Source organism: Streptomyces sp. NPDC020780, from assembly GCF_044334475.1.
Classification (GTDB): domain Bacteria; phylum Actinomycetota; class Actinomycetes; order Streptomycetales; family Streptomycetaceae; genus Streptomyces.
The window spans coordinates 635,556-657,677 of sequence record NZ_JBIRTB010000003.1 but is presented as its reverse complement, the minus strand read 5'-3'; the positions used below and the strand labels follow the sequence as shown (position 1 = coordinate 657,677).

Genomic DNA, 22,122 nt, shown 5'->3' with positions numbered 1-22,122 from the left:
AGGTGCGCCGGCTCAGCCTGCGGACTCGCCCGCGTGCGGGCTGAGCACCCCTGCTGCCACCAGCGCGAACAAGGCGATGCCCAGGAGCACGCGGTAGATGACGAACGGCATGAAGCTCTTGGTCGTGATGAACTTCATGAACCAGGCGATGACCGCGTACCCCACCGCGAAAGCGATGATCGTCGCGAAGACCGTGGGCCCCCAGGCGACATGCCCCTCGCCCGCGTCCTTCAGCTCGAAGACGCCGGAGGCCAGAACCGCGGGAACCGCCAGCAGGAACGAATAGCGTGCCGCCGCCTCACGGCTGTAGCCCATCAGCAGACCACCACTGATCGTGGCGCCCGAGCGCGAGACGCCGGGGATCAGCGCCATCGCCTGACAGAAGCCGAAGATCAGGCCGTCCCTGACACCCAGCTCCTTCAGCGACTTGCGCTCCCTGACCGCACGGTGCTTGCCGCCGGCCTCGTCACGCGCCGCGAGACGGTCCGCGATCCCGAGAATGATGCCCATACCGATCAGCGTGGTGGCGATCAGGCGCAGATCGCGGAACGGCCCCTCGATCTGGTCCTTGAACACCAGCCCCAGCACGCCGATGGGGATCGAGCCGACGATCACCAGCCAGCCCATCTTCGCATCGTGATCGCTGCGCATGGCCCGGTTGGTCAGCGACCGGAACCACGCCGAGACGATCCGGGCGATGTCCTTGCGGAAGTAGATGAGGACCGCCGCCTCCGTGCCGATCTGGGTGATCGCGGTGAACGCCGCGCCAGGGTCGTGCCAGCCCGCGAAGGCCGCGGTCAGCCGCAGGTGGGCGCTGGAGGAGATCGGCAGGAACTCGGTCAGTCCCTGAACGAGTCCCAGGACGAATGATTCGAACCAGCTCATGGGGCTTAGGCCATCCCGGAGGTGTTCATGCGACGGCCGACGGCCTGGAGAGCCGTCGGCCGCGTGCGGGTGTGGTCAGGAGTCGAAGGGGACGGCACGTCACTGCCCCGGACCTCCTGTGTCGGTCGCGCGCAGCGTATCGCCTGGAGGTGAACAGCCCCCCGGCTGCCCCCGGCTAACGGGCCACTACCAGGGAATCAGGACCACCGCTCGCCCGACGGTCAAGAATCCCGCCGCGGCTGGACCGTACGGGGCACCCGCTGTCCACCGCGCGGGTGAGCTCGGCGCGGGAGTCGGCGTCGCGGCCCGGACACGGCAACGGCGCCCTCAGTCTGGTGGGGCCTCCCGCCGGGAGGCTCCACCGACCTCGGCAAGAAAGATCTCCCACGATGTCTACCTTCACGCGTCTGATCCGGTGTGCGGGTGCCACTCTGGCCCTCACCGGCATGTCCATGTCCGTATCGCAGGCCGCGGTGGCACAGGCCCTCGCGCTGAGCACGGTGCAGGACACGCGGGCCGCGATGCGGGGCGAGGGTTTCGCCCACGCCGCCTACCTCTTCTACGCCGACCAGGCCGACCGCGAAGGGCGCCACTCCACCGCCGAGTTGTTCCGCCGGGCGGCCGGTGTGGAGCTCAACGACCACTTCACCCAGGAAGCCGCTCTCATCAACTTCGTGGGCAGCGACGAGGCCAACCTCCGGCACGCCATCGAGGGGGAGCGGTACGAGGCGTCGTCGATGTACCCCACGTACGCCGAGGAGGCCCGGCAGGACGGGGACTTCCAGGCCGCGGAACGGTTCACGGAGATCGCCGCGGACGAGGACGAACACCGTCGCCTGCTGTCGCAGGCCCTGCGCGCGCTCACCCTCGGGAAGGGCACTGTCCCCGCACCCCCTGCGGTCGACCGGGTCGAGGTGCCGGCCGGTCCGCCCCAGGTCTCCTCCGCCCGCACCCGCGCCAACCTCGAGGACGCCATGCACGGAGAGGGAGAGGCCAACGCCGCCTACACCCTCTTCGCACGCCACGCGGAACGGGCCGGCCAGGGGAGGCTCGCGGAGCTGTTCCGTGGACTGGCCGATGTGGAACTGCACGAGCACTTCGCCGCCGAAGCCCGCCTCGACGGTCTGGTGTCGGACACCGACACCAACCTCCGCACCTCCATCGCGGGCGAGACCTACGAGGCCGAGGTCATGTACCCCACGTTCGCCCGGCGGGCCGAGAAGGCGGGTGACACGCGCGCAGCCGCGTTGTTCACCGAGATCGCCGACGACGAAGGGGACCACGCCGCAGCCTTCCGCCGCGCCCTCGGCGAGCCCCGGACAGGGAAGGGCCCGGCTCGTCACTCGGCGTCCTGACCACCTGAGGTGTCCTGCGCCGCGGGAACGGCTCGCGGCTCAGGCCGGTGGCCGCGCGGTCCCCAGCCGGTGGCGCTTGCGCCACGCGACCAGCGCGGCCCCCGCACCCGAGAGCACGATGAAGCCCATCGCCGCGAGGAAGACCGGGGAGGTGGGTGACGACGCCTCGCTGCCCGCGACGACGTACGCCGCCGTGTTGGGGATCGAGCCGATGCCCGTGGCCAGCAGGAACGGCGGATACCCCATCCGGGAGGTCGCCGCACAGTAGTTGGCAGCGGCGAACGGCACGCCGGGGAACAGCCGTATCGCCAGCATGGAGCGGAAGCCGTGCCGGCTCAGCAGCCCGTCCGCCGCCTTGAGCCACTTCCCGCGCAGCAGCGTACGGAGCGCGTCCTGCCCGAGCACGCGGCCGAGCAGGAAGGAGACACCCGCGCCGAGCACGGTCCCGGCCAGCGCCGCCGCCAGACCGGCCTGGGCGCCGAAGAGCGCACCGGCGGCGAGGTTGAGCAGCGGACGCGGCACGAAGGCCACCGTGCACACCCCGTACGCCAGACCGAACACCATGGCCGCCGACGAGCCCGTGAGGTGGGGTGGCCAGCCGGACTCCAGCAGCCGCTGCGGCTCGAACAGCAGCATGGTGGTGGCGGCAGCCACCAGCATCGCCACCAGCAGGGAGAACCGGGACCAGGGGGAGAGCAGCGCCTTCGCGCAACGCGCTGCGGGACCGCCGGAGGGCCGGGCGGCGGGGACGGGGTCGAACATCTGGGGAGCGTAACCGAAAGGCGTGGGCGCCCGCCGTACTGTGCACCCCATGAACGCATCGGCGCAGGGTGGCCCCGCCGTGCCGGACAGTGGGCTCGCCGACACCGTCCTGCACCGTCTCACCCGCGTGTTTCCCGAGGCGGCCGACGCCGAACGGGCGGTGGGAGCGGCCGCGTACATGAGGAACGTCACCCCCTTCCTCGGGATCGCCACCCCGCGGCGCCGCGCTCTGTCCAGGACCGTACTGGCGGGCACCGCACCGCCGGACGAGGCGGACTGCACCGCGATCGCCCTGCGCTGCTGGGAGTTGCCCGAGCGCGAGTACCGGTACTTCGCCGCCGACTACCTGCGCCGTCACGTCGGCCGCTGCTCCCCGGGCTTCCTTCCCGTCCTGCGCCATCTCGTGAGCACGGACCCGTGGTGGGACACCGTCGACGTGCTCGCCGCCCATGTGGCCGGACCGCTCGTCGCGGCCGATCCGGGGCTGAAGCGCGCGATGGACCGGTGGGCCGGGGACGACGACCGCTGGATCGTCCGCACCGCGCTGCTCCACCAACTCCGGTACCGGGAACGGACCGACACCGGCCGGTTGTTCGGATACTGCCTGCTCCGCGCCGACCACCCCGACTTCTTCGTCCGCAAGGCGATCGGCTGGTGCCTGCGCGAGTACGCCAGGACCGACCCGGAGGCCGTCCGTGACTTCGTCGACGGTGCCCGGCACCGCCTCTCGCCGCTCTCCGTGCGCGAGGCGCTCAGGAACACCGGCTGAGGCCCGCCCGAAAACCGTTCGACGCGGCCCCCGCCGCTCCGCCATGATCAGGGCATGTTCCGGTACGCCTTCCCCGCAGCGCAGTCCGCAGTCGCGGACACGCCGAAGGCTGCCGTGAGCCCTGCGACCACAGTCGCAGCAGCAGCAGTCGCAGCAGCGTTCACCGCTGCCGCAGCGCTCCTCGGCGGCGCCCGAAGCTGACCCTCCCCCGACAGTCCGGCGGACCCCGCAAGGGGAGGGTCGGCAGGGCCCTGGGGTCTTCTCCACTCAGCTCGCACACCAAGGATCGAGCCATGCCCAAGACGGCATACGTGCGCACCAAGCCGCACCTGAACATCGGCACCATGGGCCACGTCGACCACGGCAAGACCACCCTGACCGCGGCCATCACCAAGGTTCTCAGCGACCGCGGCAGCGGCACCTTCGTGCCGTTCGACCGCATCGACCGGGCGCCCGAGGAGGCGCAGCGCGGCATCACCATCAACATCTCGCACGTCGAGTACGAGACGGACACCCGGCACTACGCGCACGTCGACATGCCCGGGCACGCCGACTACATCAAGAACATGGTGACGGGAGCGGCGCAGCTCGACGGTGCGATCCTGGTCGTCTCCGCGCTCGACGGCATCATGCCGCAGACCGCGGAGCACGTCCTGCTGGCCCGGCAGGTCGGTGTCGACCACATCGTCGTCGCCCTGAACAAGGCCGACGCCGTCGCCGACGGTGAGGACTCGATGCTGACCGACCTGGTCGAGCTGGAGGTGCGCGAACTGCTCTCCGCGCACGGCTACGGCGGGGACACCGTGCCCGTCGTCCGGGTGTCGGGGCTGAAGGCCCTCCAGGGCGACCCGCAGTGGACTGCCTCCATCGAGGGGCTGCTGGACGCCGTCGACACGTACGTACCGATGCCCGTGCGCTACACCGACGCGCCGTTCCTCCTGCCGGTGGAGAACGTCCTCACCATCACGGGGCGCGGCACCGTCGTCACCGGCGCCGTCGAGCGCGGCACGGTGCGCGTCGGGGACCGTGTGTCGGTGCTCGGCGCGGACATCGAGACGGTCGTCACCGGCCTGGAGACCTTCGGGAAGCCGATGGAGTCCGCGCAGGCCGGCGACAACGTCGCGCTGCTGCTGCGCGGAGTGGAGCGCGACCGGGTCCGCCGCGGCCATGTGGTGGCGGCGCCGGGCAGCGTCACACCCCGCCGGCGCTTCACCGCGCAGGTGTACGTCCTGTCCGCGCGGGAAGGGGGCCGGACCACGCCGGTCACCACCGGATACCGGCCGCAGTTCTACATCCGTACGGCGGACGTCGTCGGGGACGTCGACCTGGGGGAGGCGGCGGTGGCGCGGCCCGGTGACACCGTCACCATGACGATCGAACTGGGCCGTGACGTCCCCCTGGAGGCCGGTCTCGGCTTCGCCGTCCGCGAGGGCGGCAGGACCGTCGCCGCCGGGACGGTCACCGGTCTGCTCTGAGACCGGCGCCGGGGCCGGGAGCTCGCCCCCTCCTTACCGAGGGGGTGGGCTCCCGGTGCCCGGAACAGGCCCGTCCCAAGGAACAATGGGGGAGTGAACGAGCCCATACCCGTCCTCCGCGCCACCGACTTCGGGACCGCCCGCCTGATGCCCGACGTGGACCGCGCACGCGCCTGGCTGCTCACGGTCGACGGGGCCCCGCAGTCGTACGTGGACCTCGACGAGCCGGAGCACCTGGAGTTCGAGTACGTACGCCGGCTCGCCCACGTCGTGGACGCGGCGGCGGACCCCGGCACGCCCCTGGAGGCCGTGCACCTCGGCGGCGGGGCGCTCACCCTGCCCCGCTACCTCGCCGCGACCCGTCCCGGTTCGCGGCAGCACGTCGCGGAGGCGGACCGAGGGCTGTCCGCCCTGGTCGGTGAGCACCTCCCGCTGCCCGAAGGGGCCGGGATCACGGTGCACGGCGCCGACGCCCGTACCTGGCTGGAGCGGGCACCGGCGGACTCCGCGGACCTCGTGATCGCCGATGTCTTCGGCGGGGCCCGGGTGCCCGCCCACCTCACGTCCGTCGAGTACGCGCACGCCGCCGGGCGGGTCCTGCGCGCCGGGGGGACCTACGCCGCCAACCTGGCCGACAGTGCGCCCTTCGACTTCCTGCGCCCGCAACTGGCCAATTTCGCCGCGGTCTTCGACGAGGTGGCGCTGATCGCCGAACCTGCGGTCCTGCGGGGCCGGCGGTTCGGCAACGCGGTGCTCGTGGCCTCCCGGGCGCCCCTGGACATCGCCGCACTGACCAGACGGTGCGCCGCCGACGCGTTCCCCGCCCGGGTGGAGCACGGTGCGGCGCTGAGCCGGTTCATCGGTGCCGCGCGGCCCGTACCGGACACCGAGGCGGTCGCCTCACCCGAGCCCCCCGACGGGGCTTTCGGTATCGGCTGAGGCCCCGGCGGGCCGGCCGGGCAGGGCGGCGGGGGCGCCCCCGCCCTTCACGACCGTGCCACGGCGGGTCAGGTTCCGTACGTCCGGGACGAACAGCACCCCCGCCGTCACCAGCACGATCAGCGCGGCGCAGCCCCACAGCGCCTGGCTGCGGCCGACCAGCGTCTCCACGGGACCGGCCGCGGCCGTGGCGAGCGGCACCATCGCCACGGAGCCGAACCAGTCGTACGCCGACACCCGGGACAGCTTCTCCTCCGGTATCTCCTGGTGCAGCGCCGTCATCCAGGAGACACCGAACACCTCGATGGCGACCCCGGTCACGAACATCACGCCGCAGAGCGCGCCGACGGGCAGGGGGATCGCCAGCCCCGCCGACGGCAGGGCCAGGGGGAACACACAGAGCGTGCCCGCCAGCAGCAGCCGGCGCGGCTTCCAGCGCATCATCAGGAGCGCCCCGCCCAGGGTGCCGACACCGAACGCGGCGAGCGCGAACCCCCAGGGACGGGCCCCGCCCAGTTCTTCCCTGGCCACCAGCGGCCCGTACACCGCCTCCGCGGCCCCGACGACGGCCACGACCACCGAGAACTGCAGGACGACGGCCCACAGCCAGGGGCGGCCCACGACCTCCCGCCAGCCGTCGCGCATGTCGGCGAGCAGTCCGCCGCCCGGCGCACGGTCGGGAATGTGGCGGACGTCGAGGAACGCGCGCAGCGTACCGGCGACGGCGAACGCCGCCGCGTCGACCGCGAGCACCCAGCCCGGATCCATGGCCGCGATCATGGCCCCACCCAGCGCCGCGCCGCCGATCGCGGCACCGTGCATGGCCATCCGGAAGAAGGCGAAGGCGCGGGCGGCCTGTTCGCCGCTGACGCTGGACAGGAGCATGCCCTCGGCCGCCGGGTTGAAGAAGGCCTGGCCGGTGCCGCACAGGGCGGTGAGCAGCATCATGTGCCAGAGCCTGGCGTCGCCCGTCAGGACCAGCCAGGCGAGGACCGCCTGGGAAACCCCGTTGAGGGCGTTCGCCGCCACCATCACCCGGTGACGCGGCAGCCGGTCCGCGATCGCCCCGCCGACCAGCAGGAAGAGCACCAGCGGCGCGGTACGTGCGGCGGCGACCAGACCCACGTCCCCCGCGTCGCCGCCCGCCTCCAGAACCGCGAAGGCCGCCGCGATCAGCGCGCCGTGGGTACCCAGGCTCGTGATGATCGCGGCGGCGGTCAGCAGACCGTAGTTGCGGCCGGTCCGCGGGGCGCGGGAAGCGGCGGGTGGGGTGGTGCCGGCGGAAGTCACCCGGGGACTATCCCCGCCCGCACCCCACTCCGCCAAATGGATATGACCGACTCCGCCGAATGGACATGACCGATACGCGACCGTCAGGGGATCAGGACGCGCTCTCCGCGAGCCGCACCGTGCTGAGGATCTTCTGGACGGTGGCGTCGGGGAGTTCGTCGTCCACACCGGCGTTGGCGTAGAGGACCCAGGTCGCGTACTCGCCCTTGGCGTTCTTGAAGCTGAACGCCGTCGACTTGCCGTCGGTGTCGCACTTGTTCTTCTTGGCCAGCCCCGTGGCGGTGGCCGACACGACACTGCCGGAGAGACCCGACTTCGTGGTGTACGGAGCGGCCTTGCCGATCTTGACCTTCTCCTTGGGGTCCTCCTGGGCGTAGGCGGCCCACACCCAGTTGGCTGCCTCGTTGGTGGCGGCCTCGTCCGTGTTCTTGGCACCCTGGGCGCCCTTGGTGCCGACGCCCGCGAGGCCGGTGTCCTCCTTGGAGCCGTCCTTGTCGACATCGTCGACGCACCACTTGCTCTTGTAATAGGCGGGGGCGGTGAAGCCGGCGGCCGGCGGTCCGGTCGGGTCCTTCACGTCCTCGAAGCCGGAGAACACACCCGTTCCGGCGACCTCCCAGTCACCGGGCACGTCGAACTGCGTCCCCCACTTCGGGTTGGTCACCACCTTCCAGCCGGGAACGGACGGTGCGGCGTCCTCCCCGCCGCGCGGGTTCGCCGCGGGGGAGGAGGGGGCGTCGGAGGCCTTCGCGGAGGGTGAGGTCTTCTTGCCGTCCGCGACGTCGGGGCCGCTCTTGTCGTCGTCCTTGTTCATGACGACGACTCCGGTGACGACCGCCGCCACGACGACCGCGGTGGCCGCGACGACCGCGACGACCGTCGTCTTCTTCCTGTCACCGGGCTGCGGTCCGCCGGGCGGGCCCGGCACGCTGTACTGCGGCACGGTCGGCTGCTGGTACGGGTTGGGCTGCGGGTAACCCGGCTGCTGCCCCTGCGGGTAACCCGGCTGCTGAGCCCCGGTCTGCTGGTACCCCGGCTGCTGGTACGGATTCGGCTGGTGGTACCCCGGCTGCTGGTACGGGTTCTGGTTCTGGTCCTGCGGGTTCTGCTCGCCCCCGGGCGGCTGCTGTCCTGGCCACATGGCCAGTAACCATAGAGGGACCGGACGCCCGCTGCCACGGCCGCCCCTGTGAGGGGATGGTCAAGGCATGCTACTCACTAGTAACGTCACGGTCATGAGCACTGAAGAGATGACGGTCGGCGCCATGCTGTCCGCGAGCGTTCCGATGGTCCGCACCCTCAACCTCGAGTACCTGGAGACCACCGCCGAGCGCGCTGTCCTCTCGCTCCCGGACCAGGCCGAATACCACAACCACCTCGGCGGACCGCACGCCGGAGCGATGTTCACACTGGCCGAGTCGGCGAGCGGGGCCATCGTCGTCGCCGCGTTCGGAGACCAGCTGGCGCGCGCCGTCCCGCTGCCCGTGACCACGGAGATGGCCTTCAAGAAGGTGGCCATGGGCCCGCTCACCGCGACCGCCACGCTCGGCCGCCCGGCTGCCGAGGTCGTCGCCGAACTCGACGAGGGCAAGCGGCCCGAGTTCCCCGTGCAGGTCGAGATCCGGCGGGCCGACGGCGCCGTGACGAGCGAGATGAGCGTGGTCTGGACGCTGCGCCCGAACCGCTGACCGCGTCGGCCCGGTAGGCTGCCCGCCGTGCGCCACGCGTGGTGCGCGGCGGCAGATTCTCTACGGGAGGAACCGGCTTTGCACGTCCAGGAATGGCTCGAGACCGTCCCCGCGGTCAGTATCTACCTGCTGGTCGGGGTCGTCATCGGGCTGGAGAGCCTGGGCATCCCGCTGCCCGGCGAGATCATCCTCGTGAGCTCGGCGCTCCTCGCCTCCCAGCACGGCGAGGTCGATCCCGTGGTGCTCGGCGCGTGCGCGACGGCCGGAGCGATCATCGGTGACTCGATCGGCTACGCCATCGGCCGCAAGGGCGGACGGCCCCTGCTGGCCTGGCTCGGCGGCAGATTCCCCAAGCACTTCGGGGAGGCGCAGATCGCCATGGCCGAGCGTTCCTTCGAGAAGTGGGGCATGTGGGCGGTCTTCTTCGGCCGCTTCGTCGCGTTGCTGCGGATCTTCGCGGGGCCGCTGGCCGGTGTCCTGCGCATGCCGTACTGGAAGTTCCTCATCGCCAACGTGCTCGGCGGCATCGTCTGGGCAGGCGGCACCACGGCCGTCGTCTACTCGGTGGGAGTCGTCGCCGAGGCGTGGCTCAAGCGCTTCTCCTGGCTGGGCCTGCTCGTCGCCGTCCTGATGGGCCTGACCTCGATGCTGGTGCTGAAGAACCGGGCCAGGAAGGCCGCGGAGCAGCCGGCCGTGCTGCCGGTGGCCACTACCGAGCCCGGCTCCGCGCCCGCCGCCGACTGACCGGCGCGAACCGGTGCCGGGGCGGCCGACGGGGCACGACGGGCCCGGGCCCGCCGCCCTCCGGAGCCCGCCGCCCTCCCGGAGCGCGGCGCCCGCGGCGCGCGGTGCCGTGCGGCGCGCGGTGCCGTGCGGCGCGCGGTGCCGTGCGGCGTCAGCCTGCGTGCGCCCGGCGGTGGGCCTTCGCCAGCTCCACGTAACCGGCCGCGTTGAAGGCGATGCCCTCGCGCTCCTCGTCGGTCAACTGCCGCTTGACCTTGGCGGGGACACCGGCGACGAGGGAGCCCGGAGGCACCCGCATCCCCTGTGGTACGAGGGCCTGCGCGGCCACCAGTGAACCCGCTCCGATGTGCGCCCCGTTGAGCACGGTGGCGCCCATGCCGACCAGTACGTCGTCCTCGATGACGCAGCCGTGCAGGACGGCGTTGTGGCCGACGGAGACCCTGGCGCCCACGGTCAGCGGGAAGCCCGGGTCGGTGTGGACGCTGCAGTTGTCCTGGATGTTGCTGTCCGGGCCGAGCGAGATCGGCCCGCAGTCGGCCCGCAGGACCGCCTGGTACCAGACGCTGGAGCCCGGGGCCAGCGAGACCTCGCCGACCACGACGGACGTCGGCGCCACGAAGGCGTCCGGGTCGATGTCCGGCTCCTTGCCGCCGATGCCGGTGACCAACGCCTGCTCTGCCATCGCCTGCTCCTCCGCCGCGGGTGTGGTGCGGGTCGTGCTCGCGCGCCCGTCGCGCCAGGGGAACCGTAATGGACATCCCTGCCGCCCCCGCGGGGTGGGGTGAACATCACAGGCGGGGGCCGGATCGGTGCCGTCCCGGCGGACTACCGTGAGCGGGTGCCCAACAACCGCGAGCGGGAGCCGAAGAGCAGAGACACGGCCGCGTCCCTGGCGCGCTGGCGTCGTCGCGTCCTGACCGGTGCGGTCCACCGGGGCTGGGCCTGGCTGCAGAAGACCGGCGCCGTCACCGCGGAGCGCCCGGGGAAGCTGCGGTTCGGTCGCATCGGCCCCGGGACGCGGCTCGCCTTCCCGCAGGGCACCGTGTTCGGCGAGCGGTGGATCGAGCTCGGCGACCACTGCATCATCGCGGAACAGGTCACGCTCACGGCCGGGCTGATGCCCGATCTGGACCTGGGTCCGGAGACCGTGCTGACGCTGGGCAACGGGGTCGTGCTGGGCCGCGGCAGTCATGTCGTCGCCGACACCACCGTGTCGATCGGAGCGGACACGTACTGCGGTCCGTACGTCTACATCACGTCGACCAACCACAGTTACGACGACCCCGACGAGCCGGTGGGCAGGCAGTGGCCGCGCATGGAACCGGTCGTGATCGGTCCGGGCTGCTGGATCGGCACCGGGGCGGTGATCCTTCCGGGGGCGAGACTCGGCCGCAACGTCGTGGTCGCGGCGGGCGCCGTCGTACGCGGAGAGGTCCCCGACCGCGCCGTGGTGGCGGGCGCCCCCGCCCGCGTCGTCCGCAGCTGGGACCCCGACAGGGGCTGGCAGCCGCCGTTGCGTACGCCCGCACCGGTTCCGATCCCCGAGGGGGTCACCTCCGAGCAGCTGCAGGCCGTGGCGGAATTGCTGGAGGACACGGCACCGGACACCCCGGCTCGGGCGCCGGCCCCGGACGCCGACGGGGTGCCGGTGCGTGGGGGCAACCCCTGACCCGTCGCCAGGAGGACCGTTCCGAGCAGGGCCGGGCCCGCTCGGGCCGCCTGGACATCCCGCGGCCGCTCGCCCAGGACGACGCGCGGCTGCCGGCGCCGTCACCACCGGATACAGCGAAGCCGGTACGGCGGCGACGGAGATCGGGCCATGGTGGGCCGCCAGGGCGAACAGCGCTGTCACGTCGTGCCTCGCAGTACAGTGCGGTGGCCGGTTCGGTGCACCACGCCGTAGTGCTCTGTTTGTGACCCTGTCATCCATGGCATTGGACGGAAAGTGTCTGACCTCGATCAGCTCACGCAGTCGCTCGCGCGCAACCTCAAGCGCCGGCGGGGTGAGCGCGGCTTCACCCTGGACGCCCTCGCAGCCCGCGCCGGGGTCAGCCGGGGAATGATCATCCAGATCGAGCAGGCACGCACGAACCCGAGTGTCGCCACCACCGTGAAGCTCGCCGACGCGCTGGGCGTCAGTATCACCACCCTCCTCGACCACGAACAATGCCCCCAGGTACGGCTGGTGCCCGAGAGGCAGGCCGTGCGCATGTGGTCCACAGAGGCGGGCAGCTCCACCGTGCTGCTGGTCGGTACGGAGGCCCGAGGGCCCCTCGAGCTCTGGTCCTGGCGCCTGATGCCCGGCGACAGCAGCGCCTCGGACCCGCACCCCGAGGGCACGGTGGAGCTCCTCCACGTCACGGCGGGCGAACTGACCCTGGTCGTCGGCGGCGACGCACACGCGGTACCGGCCGGCACCTCGGCGACCTTCGAGGCGCACGTGCCCCACAGCTACCGCAACGACAGCTCCGAGCCCGCCGAGATGACCATGGCCGTCTCCATCCCGCCGGTCCGCTCGCACAGCACATGACCGCCGGACGGCCACCGGTGGCGTGACCGGTACGCGTGCACCCCTCGGCGGTGTGACGCGGTGGCCCGGTCGAGGGGCGTGCGGGCCCGGGCGTCCGGCGTGCCGGCCCGGCCCTGGGCACTATCCGCCCTGGGGGCGGTGCTCCCGCAGCCAGCGGGTGGCGAAGTCCACGGCTGCCCGGAGGCGGAAGAGACGGCTGGGTGCCGCACCCACCGTCCCACCGCGCACCTCCCCGGCGGCGTCCGACCGCTCGAAGGCGGCACCCAGGGACGGGAAGTCGCTGTCGTCCAGCCGGATGTCCTCGTACTCCCACCACCGGCGTCCGCCGTCCGACGCGACCACACAGCGGTACAAGCGGCGGGGCGGTGCCGGGAGCCGGTACTCGGCGAGGTGGAAGGCGGTGCAGCTGCCGAAGCCCGTCCCCAGCAGCAGGACATGGGCATCGGCCTCGTAGAGCCGGGCGAGAGGGGAGTCCTCGCCCAGATGACAGTCCGGTCGGTGATGCCCGAGCAGCCTCGCCGCAGCCGGACCGACCGCGGCGAACGACGTCTGCGGGTGCGCACTGCGGACCGCCCCCGGAGTCAGCCGGACCGATTCGGCCAGCCGCCCCATGGAGGGCGCGGGTGAGGTGGCCCGGTCGAAGGGCGGCATCTGGGCCCGCACAGCCGCGCGCTCCTCCTTACCCAGGCCGCGGACGCGGTCCAGGTGGACGGAGGACGTGTCGGAGTTCTCCGGGGTGAAGGTGGGGACCACCAGGGTGCCCTGCGGACCCAGCGCCCGGCGAAGGGCCCCGGCCATCGCTCCGGAGTCCCCTCCGGCGGCACGCATGGACGCGTGCACCAGCAGGACGCCTCCCCGCTCCACGCCGAGCGCCTGGAGCTGGGCCGCGACCCGGTCAGCGGGGACGGGATGCCGTGTCACGGCACGCATTCTTCCCGCCGGAAGCCGGGCCCGGCACCACGCAGGTCAGGACCGGCGGCCCATGCGGGGTATCTCGATGGCGGGACAGCGGTCCATCACCATGTCCAGGCCCGCGGCGCGCGTGCGCGCGTACGCCGCCTCGTCGATCACGCCGAGCTGGAACCAGACCGCCTTCGCGCCCGCGGCGACCGCCTCGTCGGCTACCGCGCCGGCCTGGTCGCTGTTGACGAAGACGTCCACCACATCGACGGGGAAGGGGACGTCCGCCAGCGAGGCGTACCCCTGCTCGCCGTGGACCGGCTCGGCCTTGGGATGTACCGGGACCACCCTCTTCCCGAAGCGCTGGAGGACCTGGGCCACCCCGTAAGCCGCCCGGGAGCGGTTGGAGGACAGGCCGACCACCGCCCAGGTGTCGCCCGAGTCCTGAAGAATCCTGCGGACCGTCTCATCGTCTGCGTACATGCCCCGACAACGGACGATCCGGCCCGACCATTCCCCACGAACGGGTGAACGGCCTGGCGGATCGTCCCCCGCAGGGAGGGTTAACGGCGCCGGCGGAGGGGCGCATAGGGTGGGCTGATGCAGGAGCAGTACCGGACCGTCGCCCGCGCGGGCGTCCACGAGACCGAGGTGAACCGGTCGCGCTTCCTCTGTGCGCTCGCCCCCGCCGCCACGGAGGAGGAGGCGCAGGCGTTCGTCGCACACATCCGCAAGGAGCACCCCACCGCCACGCACAACTGCTTCGCGTACGTGGTCGGCGCCGACGCCTCCGTGCAGAAGGCCGGTGACGACGGGGAGCCGGGTGGAACCGCGGGCGTCCCCATGCTCCAGATGCTCATGCGCCGCGAGACGCGCTACGTCGTCGCCGTGGTCACCCGCTACTACGGCGGTGTGAAGCTCGGCGCCGGCGGGCTGATCCGGGCCTACGGGGGAGCGGTGGGGGAGGCGCTGGACGCGCTGGGCACGGTCACCCGGCGGCGCTACCGGCTCGCCACCGTCACCGTCGACCACCAGCGGGCGGGCAAGCTGGAGAACGACCTTCGCGCCACCGGCCGGAGTGTGCACGACGTGCGCTACGCGGAGTCGGTGACCATCGGCGTCGGCCTGCCGGACGCCGAGGTGGAGGAGTTCAGGGCCTGGCTCGCCGACGTCACGGCCGGCTCCGCCACGCTCGAACTGGGCGGCGAGGCGTACGGGGACGTCCGACCCGGATGACGGGTCACGGACCGCACGGCGTTAGCGTGGCCGGGGCCGGTGCGGGAATCGGTGCGGGGCGGGGGGAGGGGCCGGTGCGGCCCAGGGGGCGGAGGAGACGGAACATGCCGGTCGGAGCGGTCGGAGCGGTCGGAGCGGTCGGAGTGAGGGCATGAGGATCCTGCACACCTCGGACTGGCACCTGGGGCGGTCGTTCCACCGCGTGCCGATGCTCGACGCCCAGGCCCTCTTTCTCGACCACCTCGTGCGGACGGTACGGGACCGTGAGGCCGACGTGGTCGTGGTGGCGGGCGACGTCTACGACCGGGCCGTGCCACCTCTCTCGGCCGTCCAGCTGTTCGACGACGTGCTCCACCGGCTGGCCGCCGCCGGCGTGCCGACGATCATGATCTCCGGCAACCACGACTCGGCCCGCAGGCTCGGCGTGGGTGCCGGGCTGATCGCCCGGGCGGGCATCCACCTGCGCACCGACCCCCGCGGGTGCGCCACCCCCGTCGTGCTGGCCGACGCGCACGGCGAGGTGGCGTTCTACGGGCTCCCCTACCTGGAACCCGCCCTGGTCCGCGACACGCTGGGCGCGACGAGGACGGGGCACGAGGCGGTCCTCGCCGCCGCCATGGACCAGGTGCGCGCCGATCTCGCGACCCGTTCGGACACCACCCGCTCCGTGGTCCTCGCTCACGCGTTCGTCGCGGGCGGCGAACCGAGCGACAGCGAACGCGACATCACCGTCGGTGGAGTCGCCGCCGTCCCCGCGGGCGTCTTCGACGGGGTCGACTACGTCGCGCTCGGGCACCTGCACGGCTGCCAGACCGTGACGGAGCGGGTCCGCTACTCGGGCTCCCCGCTCCCGTACTCCTTCTCCGAACACACCCACCGCAAGACGATGTGGCTGACCGACATCGGCGCCGGCGGGGAGATCACCGCCGAACGCGTCGACTGCCCCGTCCCGCGCCCGCTCGCGCGCCTTCGTGGGCGTCTGTCCACGCTGCTCGACGATCCCGCCCTCGCACGGCATCAGGAGTCGTGGGTGGAGGCCACCCTCACCGACCCCGCACGGCCGGAGGAGCCGATGGCCCGCCTTCTGGAGCGCTTCCCGCACACGCTCAGCCTCGTCCTCGAGCCGGAGCGGCCCGCCGGGGACCCGCCGGACTCGTACGGGCAACGGCTGAAGGGGCGCGACGACCAGCAGATCGCGGAGGACTTCGTGGCACACGTACGCGGCGGCAACGGACCCACCGAGCCGGAACGCGCTGTGCTGCGGGGGGTCCTCGACGACGTACGGGTGCAGGACGGCGTGCAGGAGGTGGCTCGTTGAGACTCCACAAGCTCACCCTCACCGCCTTCGGCCCCTTCGGCGCCACCCAGGAGGTCGACTTCGACGCCCTGTCGTCGGCCGGCCTCTTCCTGCTGCACGGCCCGACGGGTGCGGGGAAGACGTCGGTGCTCGACGGCGTCTGCTACGCGCTCTACGGAGCCGTGCCCGGTGCCCGGCAGAGCCCCGGCACCTCCCTGCGCAGTGACCACGCCCCGGTGGGCCTCCCGACCGAGGTACGCCTCGAGCTGACCGTCGGCGGGCGCCGACTGGAAGTCACCAGGTCACCCGCCCAGCTCCGCCCCAAGAGGAGGGGCGGCGGCTTCACGACCGAGAAGGCGCAGAGCGGACTGCGCGAGTACGACCCCGAGAAGGGCTGGCAGGCCCTGAGCCGTTCCCACCAGGAGATCGGCGAGGAGATCGGCGGCCTCATCGGAATGAGCCGCGACCAGTTCTGCCAGGTCGTGCTGCTGCCGCAGGGCGATTTCGCCCGCTTCCTGCGGGCGGACGCGGAGGCCCGCGGCAAGCTGCTCGGCAGGCTCTTCGATACCCGCAGGTTCGCAGCCGTGGAGGAGCGGCTGGCCGAACTGCGCCGCGCCGCCGAGGCCAGGGTCAGGGCCGGCGACGAGCAGATCCTCGCCCTCGCCCAGCGCATCGCCCAGGCGGCCGGGCCCGCGGCGGACGACACGGCACTGCCCGGGGCCGGGCCGGGCGAGCCCGGACTCGCCGAAGGCGTACTGGAATGGGCCGCGGTCGCACGCACCGGCGCGCGCGAACGGCTCGACATCGCCCGGTCCGCCCTGTCCCGCGCGGAGAGCCGGAACACCACTGCCCGCCTCGCGCTCGAGGCGGAGCGCGAACTCGCCCGTCTCCAGCAGCGGTACGAGGAGACGCGTCGTCGCTCCGCGGCACTGGAGGAGCGCCGGCCGGAGCACGACCGCTGTGCCGAACAGCTGGCAGACGCCCGCAGGGCGGACCGTGTCGCCCCGGCGCTCGAACTCCGCGACGAGGCCGAGCGGGCCCACCGGATCGCCGGGGAGGCCCGGGAGCGGTCACGCGCCGAGCTGCCCCCGGAACTGGCCGACGCGGGAGTCGAGCAACTGGCCGGCACGGAGCGCCGCCTCAGGGCGGAGCTGGGCGCCCTCGACGCCGCCCGCCGTGCCGAGCGGCGCAGAAGCGAGATCGACGCCGAACTGGCGGACCTGGAACGGCAGTCCCGAGCCGACGAAGAGCTGATCCAGGAGGCGGCGGACTGGATGGCCGGGTGGGAAGCCACCCGCCAGGAGCTGACCGCACACGTCCAGGTCGCCCAGGAGGCCGCCACCCGGGCCGAACAGCTGGCGGGCCGGCTCGCACCGGCACGCCGGCGACTGGAAGCGGCCCGCCGGCGCGATGCCCTCGCGGAACGGGAGGCGCCGGCTGTGGAAGACCTGACGGCGGCCCGGGAACGCGCGGTGACGGCGCACGAGACCTGGCTGGGGCTCCGCGAGCAGCGACTGCGGGGTATCGCGGCCGAGCTGGCCGCCCAACTGGTCGACGGCGCGCCCTGCGGGGTGTGCGGCTCGGCCGACCACCCGGAGCCGGCCCGCCCCGGCGACGGCCACGTGGACCGGGCGACGGAGGAAGCCGCTCTCGCGGATCACCGGCGCGCCGACCGGGCCCGCGCGGAGGCGGAACGCGACCTGGAACTGCTCCGTGAACGCGTGGCCGCGGCACGGGCGGACGCGGGTTTCGCGGACCGGGGGGACGCCGCGGACGACGGAACGCACCCCGGCGAGGGGGCACGGCCCGGCGAAGGGGCGGCCGCACCGCACCCGGCGGGCGCGGACGGACCCGGCTCCTCCCGCCCGGGTGCGGACGTCTCCGTGACCGTCCTCGAGGCGGCCGTCGCCGGACTGACCCGGGAACACGAGGCCGCGCACCGCCTGGCCGCAGGGACGCACGCGGCCAGGGAGGCCCTGGCCGCGGCCGAGCGGGAGCACCTCGGACGGCTGGACGACCGGCAGCAGGCCGAGCGGCGTGCCGCGGCCCGTACCTCGCGGCGCGAGGTACTCGACCGGGAACGTTCGGTCCTGGAGGCCGAACTCCTGCACGCCCGCGGCGCTTCGGACTCCGTCGCCGCGCACGCGGCCGCACTCGAACGGCAGGTCGCGCTGATTGCCGGGGCCTCCGAAGCACTCCGCGCCGAACAGCGGGCCGCCGAGCAGCGCAAGGAAGCGGACGGGCGCCTCGCCGACGCCGCCTTCCGGGCCGGGTTCGACACTCCGCAGGCCGCCGCGGCGAAAATCCTGAGCGACACCGCCCAGCGAGAACTGCAGCACCGCGTCGACGCCTGGCAGGCGGAGTCCGCAGGCGTCGCCGACCGGCTCGCCGAGCAGGACGCGCGGGCGGCCGCCGGGCGGCCGCCCGCCGACCCGGCCACCGCCCAGAAGGAGTACGACCTGTCGGCGCGGCTGCTGCGCGACGGCGCGACCGGGCTCGCCGCCGCTCAGGAGCGCTGCGCCGAGCTCGACCGGCTTTCGGCGCGCGTGGCGCACGAGGTGCGCGCTCTGGGGCCGCTGCGCCAGGAGTACGAACGGGTGGCCCGCCTTTCCGGGCTCACCGCAGGCACCTCCGCCGACAACGAACGCAGGATGCGCCTGGAGTCCTACGTACTCGCGGCCCGCCTCGAACAGGTCGCCGCCGCGGCGACGGCCCGGCTCCGCCGGATGTCGTCGGGCCGCTACACCCTGGTCCACTCCGACGCGCGCAGCGGTGGCCGCAGGGCCGGTCTGGGCCTGCACGTCGTGGACTCGTGGACGGGCCGGGAGCGCGACACCGCCACCCTGTCCGGCGGCGAGACCTTCTTCGCCTCACTCGCCCTGGCACTCGGCCTCGCCGATGTCGTGACCGACGAGGCGGGCGGCGTACGGCTGGACACGCTCTTCATCGACGAGGGCTTCGGCAGCCTCGACGACCAGACGCTGGACGAGGTGCTCGACGTCCTGGACTCACTGCGCGAACGGGACCGCAGTGTCGGCATCGTCAGCCACGTGGCCGACCTGCGCCGCCGGATCCCCGCCCAGCTCGAAGTGGTGAAGGAGCGGCACGGGTCGACGGTGCGCCACCGGGCGTCCGGCACGACCGGCGGCTGATCGCCCGGCGGGGGAGGGGCGACGCGTACACGATGCCGGTGATCCCTACACCTGGGCGTGAGGAACGACGTCACGCTCCGTGAGGCCGGCGACGTCGTCCTCTTACTGCCCGGCGTAGGCGTGGTCCCAGCCGGTGTTGCGGGTCGTGGCGGATCCACCACGACCCGGGGCGGGGGAGCCACCCCGGGTCGTGGTGGAGTTGTGTTTCGGCGCAGCGCCCGTCGGTCAGTAGCCGGTGCTGACGGTGACGCCGCTGAAGCTGCTCACGGCGTACAGGCTGATGTAGTGAGCACCGGCCGACGGGTGGTCGATGGTGAGGGTGTGGCTGTTGCCGGCCCCTGTGGTGCGCCGGGTGTAGCTGGTGGTGCTGGGCCAGCCGCTGGGGCTGTAGTACAGGTCCGCGTCGCCCGTGCCGCCGACGGTGGTGATCTTCAGCTGGGTGGTGCCGGCCGGCACGTAGAGGTAGAGGTAGGCGTAGTCACCGGTGGTGGCGGACTGGTTGCCGCGCCGGCAGTTCTGGCCCAGCTCCCTGGGGTCGGTCCCGGTGCATTCCGTGCCGGTGCCTCCGCCGCTGCTGACGGTGACGGTCCTTGTGGCGGTGGAGGTGGCTCCCTTGTCGTCGGTGACGGTCAGCTTCACCGTGTAGGTTCCGGCGGAGCTGTAGGTCTTGCTGGGGCCGGTGGCGGTGGAGGAGGTGCCGTCCCCGAAGTTCCAGGACCGGGAGGCGATGGTGCCGTCGGCGTCCGTCGACTGGTCGGTGAAGGTCACCTTCAGGTCCTGGACGGCGGTGGTGAACGCGGCGGTGGGCGCCTGGTTGCCGGGCGGGTTGGTGCCCCCGCCACCGCAGTTGCCGGCCGCGCAGCCCGCCAGCCAGGTGTACCAGTCGTTGTTGTAGCGGGTGCCGATGGTGCTGGTCAGGTAGGTGCGGGCCGCGTTCCAGTTGCCGGACCGGTAGTGGCCGAGGACGGTGGCCATGTCGGCGCGGTGGTTCTCGAGCATGTACCGGACCGCGAGGTAGCCCCAGCGGTAGATGCGCGTGGTGTCGTTGGCGTATGTGGTGTCGAACAGGGTGCTCAGGGCGTAGGTGCGCAGACCCGCCTCGGTCATGGCCGCGTCGTAGGGGACGCCGCGGTAGGAGTAGGAGACGTACTCCGCGAAGCCCTCGATCCACCAGACGGTCGGTGTGGTGGTGCCGGCGCCGAAGTCCCCGTACATGTCGAAGCGGCCGTCGAGGTAGTGCGTGTACTCGTGGTTGAGGTTCCAGATCTGGAAGTCCGGACGCAGCCACTCGGCTTCGTAGGCGATGAAGCGGGGCTGGTTGCCGGCTGCCGCCGGGTCCCCCTCGAGGTACATGCCGCCGTTGTTGGTGTCGATCCCGTACATGGCACCGGCGTAGGTCTGGTAGTCGGTGCTGGAATCGAAGACCACGACCTCGATGGTGCTGTTGTTGTCGTTGCCGACGGGCCCGTTGTCGCGCACGACGTCGTGGAAGTACGCGTCCTGGCTGCGCAGGCTGGAGCAGCTGGAGGCCAGCTCACCGGAGGTCATCTGCTGGGCCTTGACGGTGATGGTGGAACTGCACGGGTAGGTCACCGCCAGCACCGATCTCTCCAGCTGCGCCTGCAGGTTGCAGGTGCCGTAGGAGGAGCAGTCGGCCTTGTCGTAGTAGTCCGTCATCTCGGCCACGCCGACCCAGAGCGGGGCGGTGGTGCCCGTGATCGAGCTGGAGTTCAGCAGGCCGACGGCCAGGGGCCGGACCTTGCTCCGCACTGCGGAGTGCTGCAGGAACCGGCCGAGTTCACGTCCGGCGTTGGACGTGAGGTAGGACTGGTCCGTCCCCAGCAGTGCGAGGTGGCTGGAGGCGAAGTCGTACAGTGCGTCGATCAGGCTGGGGTCGGACTGGACGGCGGTGACGAACTCGGGCACCTGGTGGCCGCGGAAGGTGACGGTGTAGACGTTGTTGGCGGCGATGAGCATCCAGCGGGAGGCGTGCCAGGAGGAGTTGTAGTCCGCCAGCATCCGCCTGACGACGTATATGTAGCGGGCGTTCTCCTCGGCGCTGTCGATGAGGGTGACGGCCTCGGCGAGCGTCTCGCCGTTGGCGTCCGTGACGTCGCGGGAGTGGGCGTTGGCGAAGAAGGCGTCCAGACCCGAGCGGATGGCGGTCTGCAGGGTGCTGCCGTATGCACCCACCGCGCCGGCGTTGTAGTAGTGGACGTAGTAGCCGGCGCGCAGGTAGAGCACGAGCTGCGGCATACCGGTGCTGGAGTTGCCGGGGTAGGACGCGGAGCCGTCGCGCAGGGCGTAGGCGACTGTGCTCATCTGGGCTTCGCGGAAGGCGGAGTAGGCGTCCCCTCCGGTGAGGTCGAACAGCGTGTTGACGCAGTCGGTCGTGGACGCCTTGATCTGCTGTACCAGCGCGCTGCCGGTGCGGCTGGTGAAGTCGGAGACGTTGCACGCGGCGGCTGCGGCGGCAGACTTCTTGCCGGCTGTGCCCTTGGGCGTCGTCTCCTCGGACACGGAGGCCCGGACCGGCGGCTTCTCGGGCCGGTCGTAGGACTCCTTGAGGGCGTCCTTGCTCGCCGCGAGCGGCGGGAGTTCGGACGCTTTCAGACGTCCCTCGCTGACGTGCCCGGTCTCCGCTGGGGCGGACTGCGCCGCGGGCGGGGGACCGGAGTGCTTCTCACTCCCTGCCGCAGCGTGTGCGGCAGCCACCGGGGCTCCGGTGCGGGCGCTGGCCGGCTGCGCCAGCAGACCGGCACCCATGGCGGCGGTCAGGGCCAGCGGCAGCGCCGCGCTCAGACTTCGCCGGACGAGTGACATTCTCACTATGCCTCCGAGAGGGGGGTGGGCCACGCGGTGTGTGGCCTGTGGGGGATAGGCGGGGTGGCCGCGTTCCGGGAAGCGCCATGCGGCCGACCTGACGGGAGCACGACCGGCGTCCATGGTTGACATGGCCACGACCTGTGCCATGTACCATTGCACACGTCACATATCTTGGGGAAGTCATCGTGGGGAACTGAGGGGCGCCGCGTGGCGTACGGAAGCCGTGCGTCGGTCAAGAGCGGGCACGCGGAAGGGGGCCGCGGCGCACGGTCCG

The 22,122-nt window shown here is 72.4% G+C and carries 19 protein-coding genes; 11 read left to right on the top strand and 8 right to left on the bottom strand.

Going from position 1 to position 22,122, the window contains the following annotated elements:
• Positions 1–12: 12 nt before the first annotated feature.
• Positions 13–885, bottom strand: a complete 873-nt coding sequence (locus ACH4VO_RS08965) for an undecaprenyl-diphosphate phosphatase (RefSeq protein WP_360996718.1) — start codon at positions 883–885, stop codon at positions 13–15.
• 389 nt (positions 886–1,274) lie between these two features.
• On the opposite strand from ACH4VO_RS08965, the gene ACH4VO_RS08960 reads away from it, so the two are divergent.
• On the top strand, positions 1,275–2,240 hold the full coding sequence (locus ACH4VO_RS08960; RefSeq protein ID WP_360996721.1) for a ferritin family protein: 966 nt from the start codon (positions 1,275–1,277) through the stop codon (positions 2,238–2,240).
• Positions 2,241–2,279: 39 nt separating this feature from the next.
• Here ACH4VO_RS08960 and ACH4VO_RS08955 read toward each other — a convergent pair whose 3' ends face one another.
• Positions 2,280–3,002, bottom strand: a complete 723-nt coding sequence (locus ACH4VO_RS08955; RefSeq protein WP_360996723.1) for a VTT domain-containing protein — start codon at positions 3,000–3,002, stop codon at positions 2,280–2,282.
• Between the two features lie 49 nt (positions 3,003–3,051).
• Between ACH4VO_RS08955 and ACH4VO_RS08950 the strand changes: the two genes are divergently transcribed.
• The 3 genes from ACH4VO_RS08950 to ACH4VO_RS08940 all read left to right on the top strand — a co-directional run bounded on the left by ACH4VO_RS08950 (position 3,052) and on the right by ACH4VO_RS08940 (position 6,185).
• Positions 3,052–3,771: a DNA alkylation repair protein gene (locus ACH4VO_RS08950; RefSeq protein ID WP_360996725.1), complete on the top strand. Its 720-nt coding sequence runs from the start codon at positions 3,052–3,054 to the stop codon at positions 3,769–3,771.
• Positions 3,772–4,064: 293 nt separating this feature from the next.
• Complete coding sequence (gene tuf / locus ACH4VO_RS08945; protein ID WP_360996728.1) at positions 4,065–5,246, top strand: elongation factor Tu; 1,182 nt, start codon at positions 4,065–4,067, stop codon at positions 5,244–5,246.
• A gap of 93 nt (positions 5,247–5,339) precedes the next feature.
• Positions 5,340–6,185, top strand: a complete 846-nt coding sequence (locus ACH4VO_RS08940; RefSeq protein ID WP_360996731.1) for a fused MFS/spermidine synthase — start codon at positions 5,340–5,342, stop codon at positions 6,183–6,185.
• Here the strand turns inward: ACH4VO_RS08940 and ACH4VO_RS08935 are convergent.
• Complete coding sequence (locus ACH4VO_RS08935; RefSeq protein WP_360996733.1) at positions 6,147–7,475, bottom strand: MFS transporter; 1,329 nt, start codon at positions 7,473–7,475, stop codon at positions 6,147–6,149. The two genes, ACH4VO_RS08940 and ACH4VO_RS08935, sit on opposite strands and share 39 nt — an antisense overlap.
• 91 nt (positions 7,476–7,566) lie before the next feature.
• Complete coding sequence (locus tag ACH4VO_RS08930; RefSeq protein ID WP_360996736.1) at positions 7,567–8,616, bottom strand: hypothetical protein; 1,050 nt, start codon at positions 8,614–8,616, stop codon at positions 7,567–7,569.
• A gap of 109 nt (positions 8,617–8,725) precedes the next feature.
• Here ACH4VO_RS08930 and ACH4VO_RS08925 point away from each other — a divergent pair, with 109 nt between their 5' ends.
• Together ACH4VO_RS08925 and ACH4VO_RS08920 are read left to right on the top strand one after the other, a co-directional pair.
• The gene (locus ACH4VO_RS08925) at positions 8,726–9,163 is read left to right on the top strand and encodes a DUF4442 domain-containing protein (RefSeq protein WP_360996848.1); all 438 of its coding nucleotides are present in this window, start codon (positions 8,726–8,728) and stop codon (positions 9,161–9,163) included.
• 78 nt (positions 9,164–9,241) lie between these two features.
• Entirely contained in the window at positions 9,242–9,907 is a 666-nt protein-coding gene (locus ACH4VO_RS08920) for a DedA family protein (protein ID WP_360996738.1), read from the top strand.
• A 151-nt stretch (positions 9,908–10,058) separates the two neighbouring features.
• Here the strand turns inward: ACH4VO_RS08920 and ACH4VO_RS08915 are convergent, their stop codons facing one another.
• Entirely contained in the window at positions 10,059–10,589 is a 531-nt protein-coding gene (locus ACH4VO_RS08915) for a gamma carbonic anhydrase family protein (RefSeq protein ID WP_360996741.1), read from the bottom strand.
• 156 nt (positions 10,590–10,745) lie between these two features.
• On the opposite strand from ACH4VO_RS08915, the gene ACH4VO_RS08910 reads away from it, so the two are divergent.
• Both ACH4VO_RS08910 and ACH4VO_RS08905 read left to right on the top strand, forming a co-directional pair.
• Positions 10,746–11,576: an acyltransferase gene (locus ACH4VO_RS08910; RefSeq protein ID WP_360996850.1), complete on the top strand. Its 831-nt coding sequence runs from the start codon at positions 10,746–10,748 to the stop codon at positions 11,574–11,576.
• Positions 11,577–11,852: 276 nt separating this feature from the next.
• Positions 11,853–12,437, top strand: coding sequence for an XRE family transcriptional regulator (locus ACH4VO_RS08905; RefSeq protein WP_360996743.1), 585 nt, complete (start codon positions 11,853–11,855; stop codon positions 12,435–12,437).
• A 120-nt stretch (positions 12,438–12,557) separates the two neighbouring features.
• Here ACH4VO_RS08905 and ACH4VO_RS08900 read toward each other — a convergent pair whose 3' ends face one another.
• Both ACH4VO_RS08900 and ACH4VO_RS08895 read right to left on the bottom strand, forming a co-directional pair.
• Positions 12,558–13,367: an AAC(3) family N-acetyltransferase gene (locus tag ACH4VO_RS08900; RefSeq protein WP_360996745.1), complete on the bottom strand. Its 810-nt coding sequence runs from the start codon at positions 13,365–13,367 to the stop codon at positions 12,558–12,560.
• A 36-nt stretch (positions 13,368–13,403) separates the two neighbouring features.
• Entirely contained in the window at positions 13,404–13,820 is a 417-nt protein-coding gene (locus ACH4VO_RS08895; protein ID WP_360996748.1) for a CoA-binding protein, read from the bottom strand.
• A 117-nt stretch (positions 13,821–13,937) separates the two neighbouring features.
• Between ACH4VO_RS08895 and ACH4VO_RS08890 the strand changes: the two genes are divergently transcribed.
• From ACH4VO_RS08890 to ACH4VO_RS08880, 3 genes are all read left to right on the top strand, one after another.
• Positions 13,938–14,573, top strand: a complete 636-nt coding sequence (locus ACH4VO_RS08890; RefSeq protein WP_360996750.1) for a YigZ family protein — start codon at positions 13,938–13,940, stop codon at positions 14,571–14,573.
• A gap of 151 nt (positions 14,574–14,724) precedes the next feature.
• A complete protein-coding gene (locus ACH4VO_RS08885; protein WP_360996753.1) occupies positions 14,725–15,891 on the top strand; it encodes an exonuclease SbcCD subunit D in 1,167 nt (388 codons plus the stop codon).
• The gene (locus ACH4VO_RS08880) at positions 15,888–19,022 is read left to right on the top strand and encodes an SMC family ATPase (protein ID WP_360996755.1); all 3,135 of its coding nucleotides are present in this window, start codon (positions 15,888–15,890) and stop codon (positions 19,020–19,022) included. The genes ACH4VO_RS08885 and ACH4VO_RS08880 overlap by 4 nt, the downstream gene beginning before the upstream one ends.
• Before the next feature lie 225 nt (positions 19,023–19,247).
• Here the strand turns inward: ACH4VO_RS08880 and ACH4VO_RS08875 are convergent, their stop codons facing one another.
• On the bottom strand, positions 19,248–21,845 hold the full coding sequence (locus ACH4VO_RS08875) for a collagenase (protein WP_360996758.1): 2,598 nt from the start codon (positions 21,843–21,845) through the stop codon (positions 19,248–19,250).
• Between the last annotated feature and the right edge of the window lie 277 nt (positions 21,846–22,122).

Coding starts and splice junctions, on each gene's coding strand:
- ACH4VO_RS08930 (WP_360996736.1), bottom strand. CDS start 8,616: ATGTGGCCAGGACAGCAGCCGCCCGGGGGCGAGCAGAACCCGCAGGAC.
- ACH4VO_RS08955 (WP_360996723.1), bottom strand. CDS start 3,002: ATGTTCGACCCCGTCCCCGCCGCCCGGCCCTCCGGCGGTCCCGCAGCG.
- ACH4VO_RS08900 (WP_360996745.1), bottom strand. CDS start 13,367: ATGCGTGCCGTGACACGGCATCCCGTCCCCGCTGACCGGGTCGCGGCC.
- ACH4VO_RS08875 (WP_360996758.1), bottom strand. CDS start 21,845: ATGTCACTCGTCCGGCGAAGTCTGAGCGCGGCGCTGCCGCTGGCCCTG.
- ACH4VO_RS08890 (WP_360996750.1), top strand. CDS start 13,938: ATGCAGGAGCAGTACCGGACCGTCGCCCGCGCGGGCGTCCACGAGACC.
- tuf (WP_360996728.1), top strand. CDS start 4,065: ATGCCCAAGACGGCATACGTGCGCACCAAGCCGCACCTGAACATCGGC.
- ACH4VO_RS08960 (WP_360996721.1), top strand. CDS start 1,275: ATGTCTACCTTCACGCGTCTGATCCGGTGTGCGGGTGCCACTCTGGCC.
- ACH4VO_RS08965 (WP_360996718.1), bottom strand. CDS start 885: ATGAGCTGGTTCGAATCATTCGTCCTGGGACTCGTTCAGGGACTGACC.
- ACH4VO_RS08950 (WP_360996725.1), top strand. CDS start 3,052: ATGAACGCATCGGCGCAGGGTGGCCCCGCCGTGCCGGACAGTGGGCTC.
- ACH4VO_RS08925 (WP_360996848.1), top strand. CDS start 8,726: ATGACGGTCGGCGCCATGCTGTCCGCGAGCGTTCCGATGGTCCGCACC.
- ACH4VO_RS08915 (WP_360996741.1), bottom strand. CDS start 10,589: ATGGCAGAGCAGGCGTTGGTCACCGGCATCGGCGGCAAGGAGCCGGAC.
- ACH4VO_RS08885 (WP_360996753.1), top strand. CDS start 14,725: ATGAGGATCCTGCACACCTCGGACTGGCACCTGGGGCGGTCGTTCCAC.
- ACH4VO_RS08895 (WP_360996748.1), bottom strand. CDS start 13,820: ATGTACGCAGACGATGAGACGGTCCGCAGGATTCTTCAGGACTCGGGC.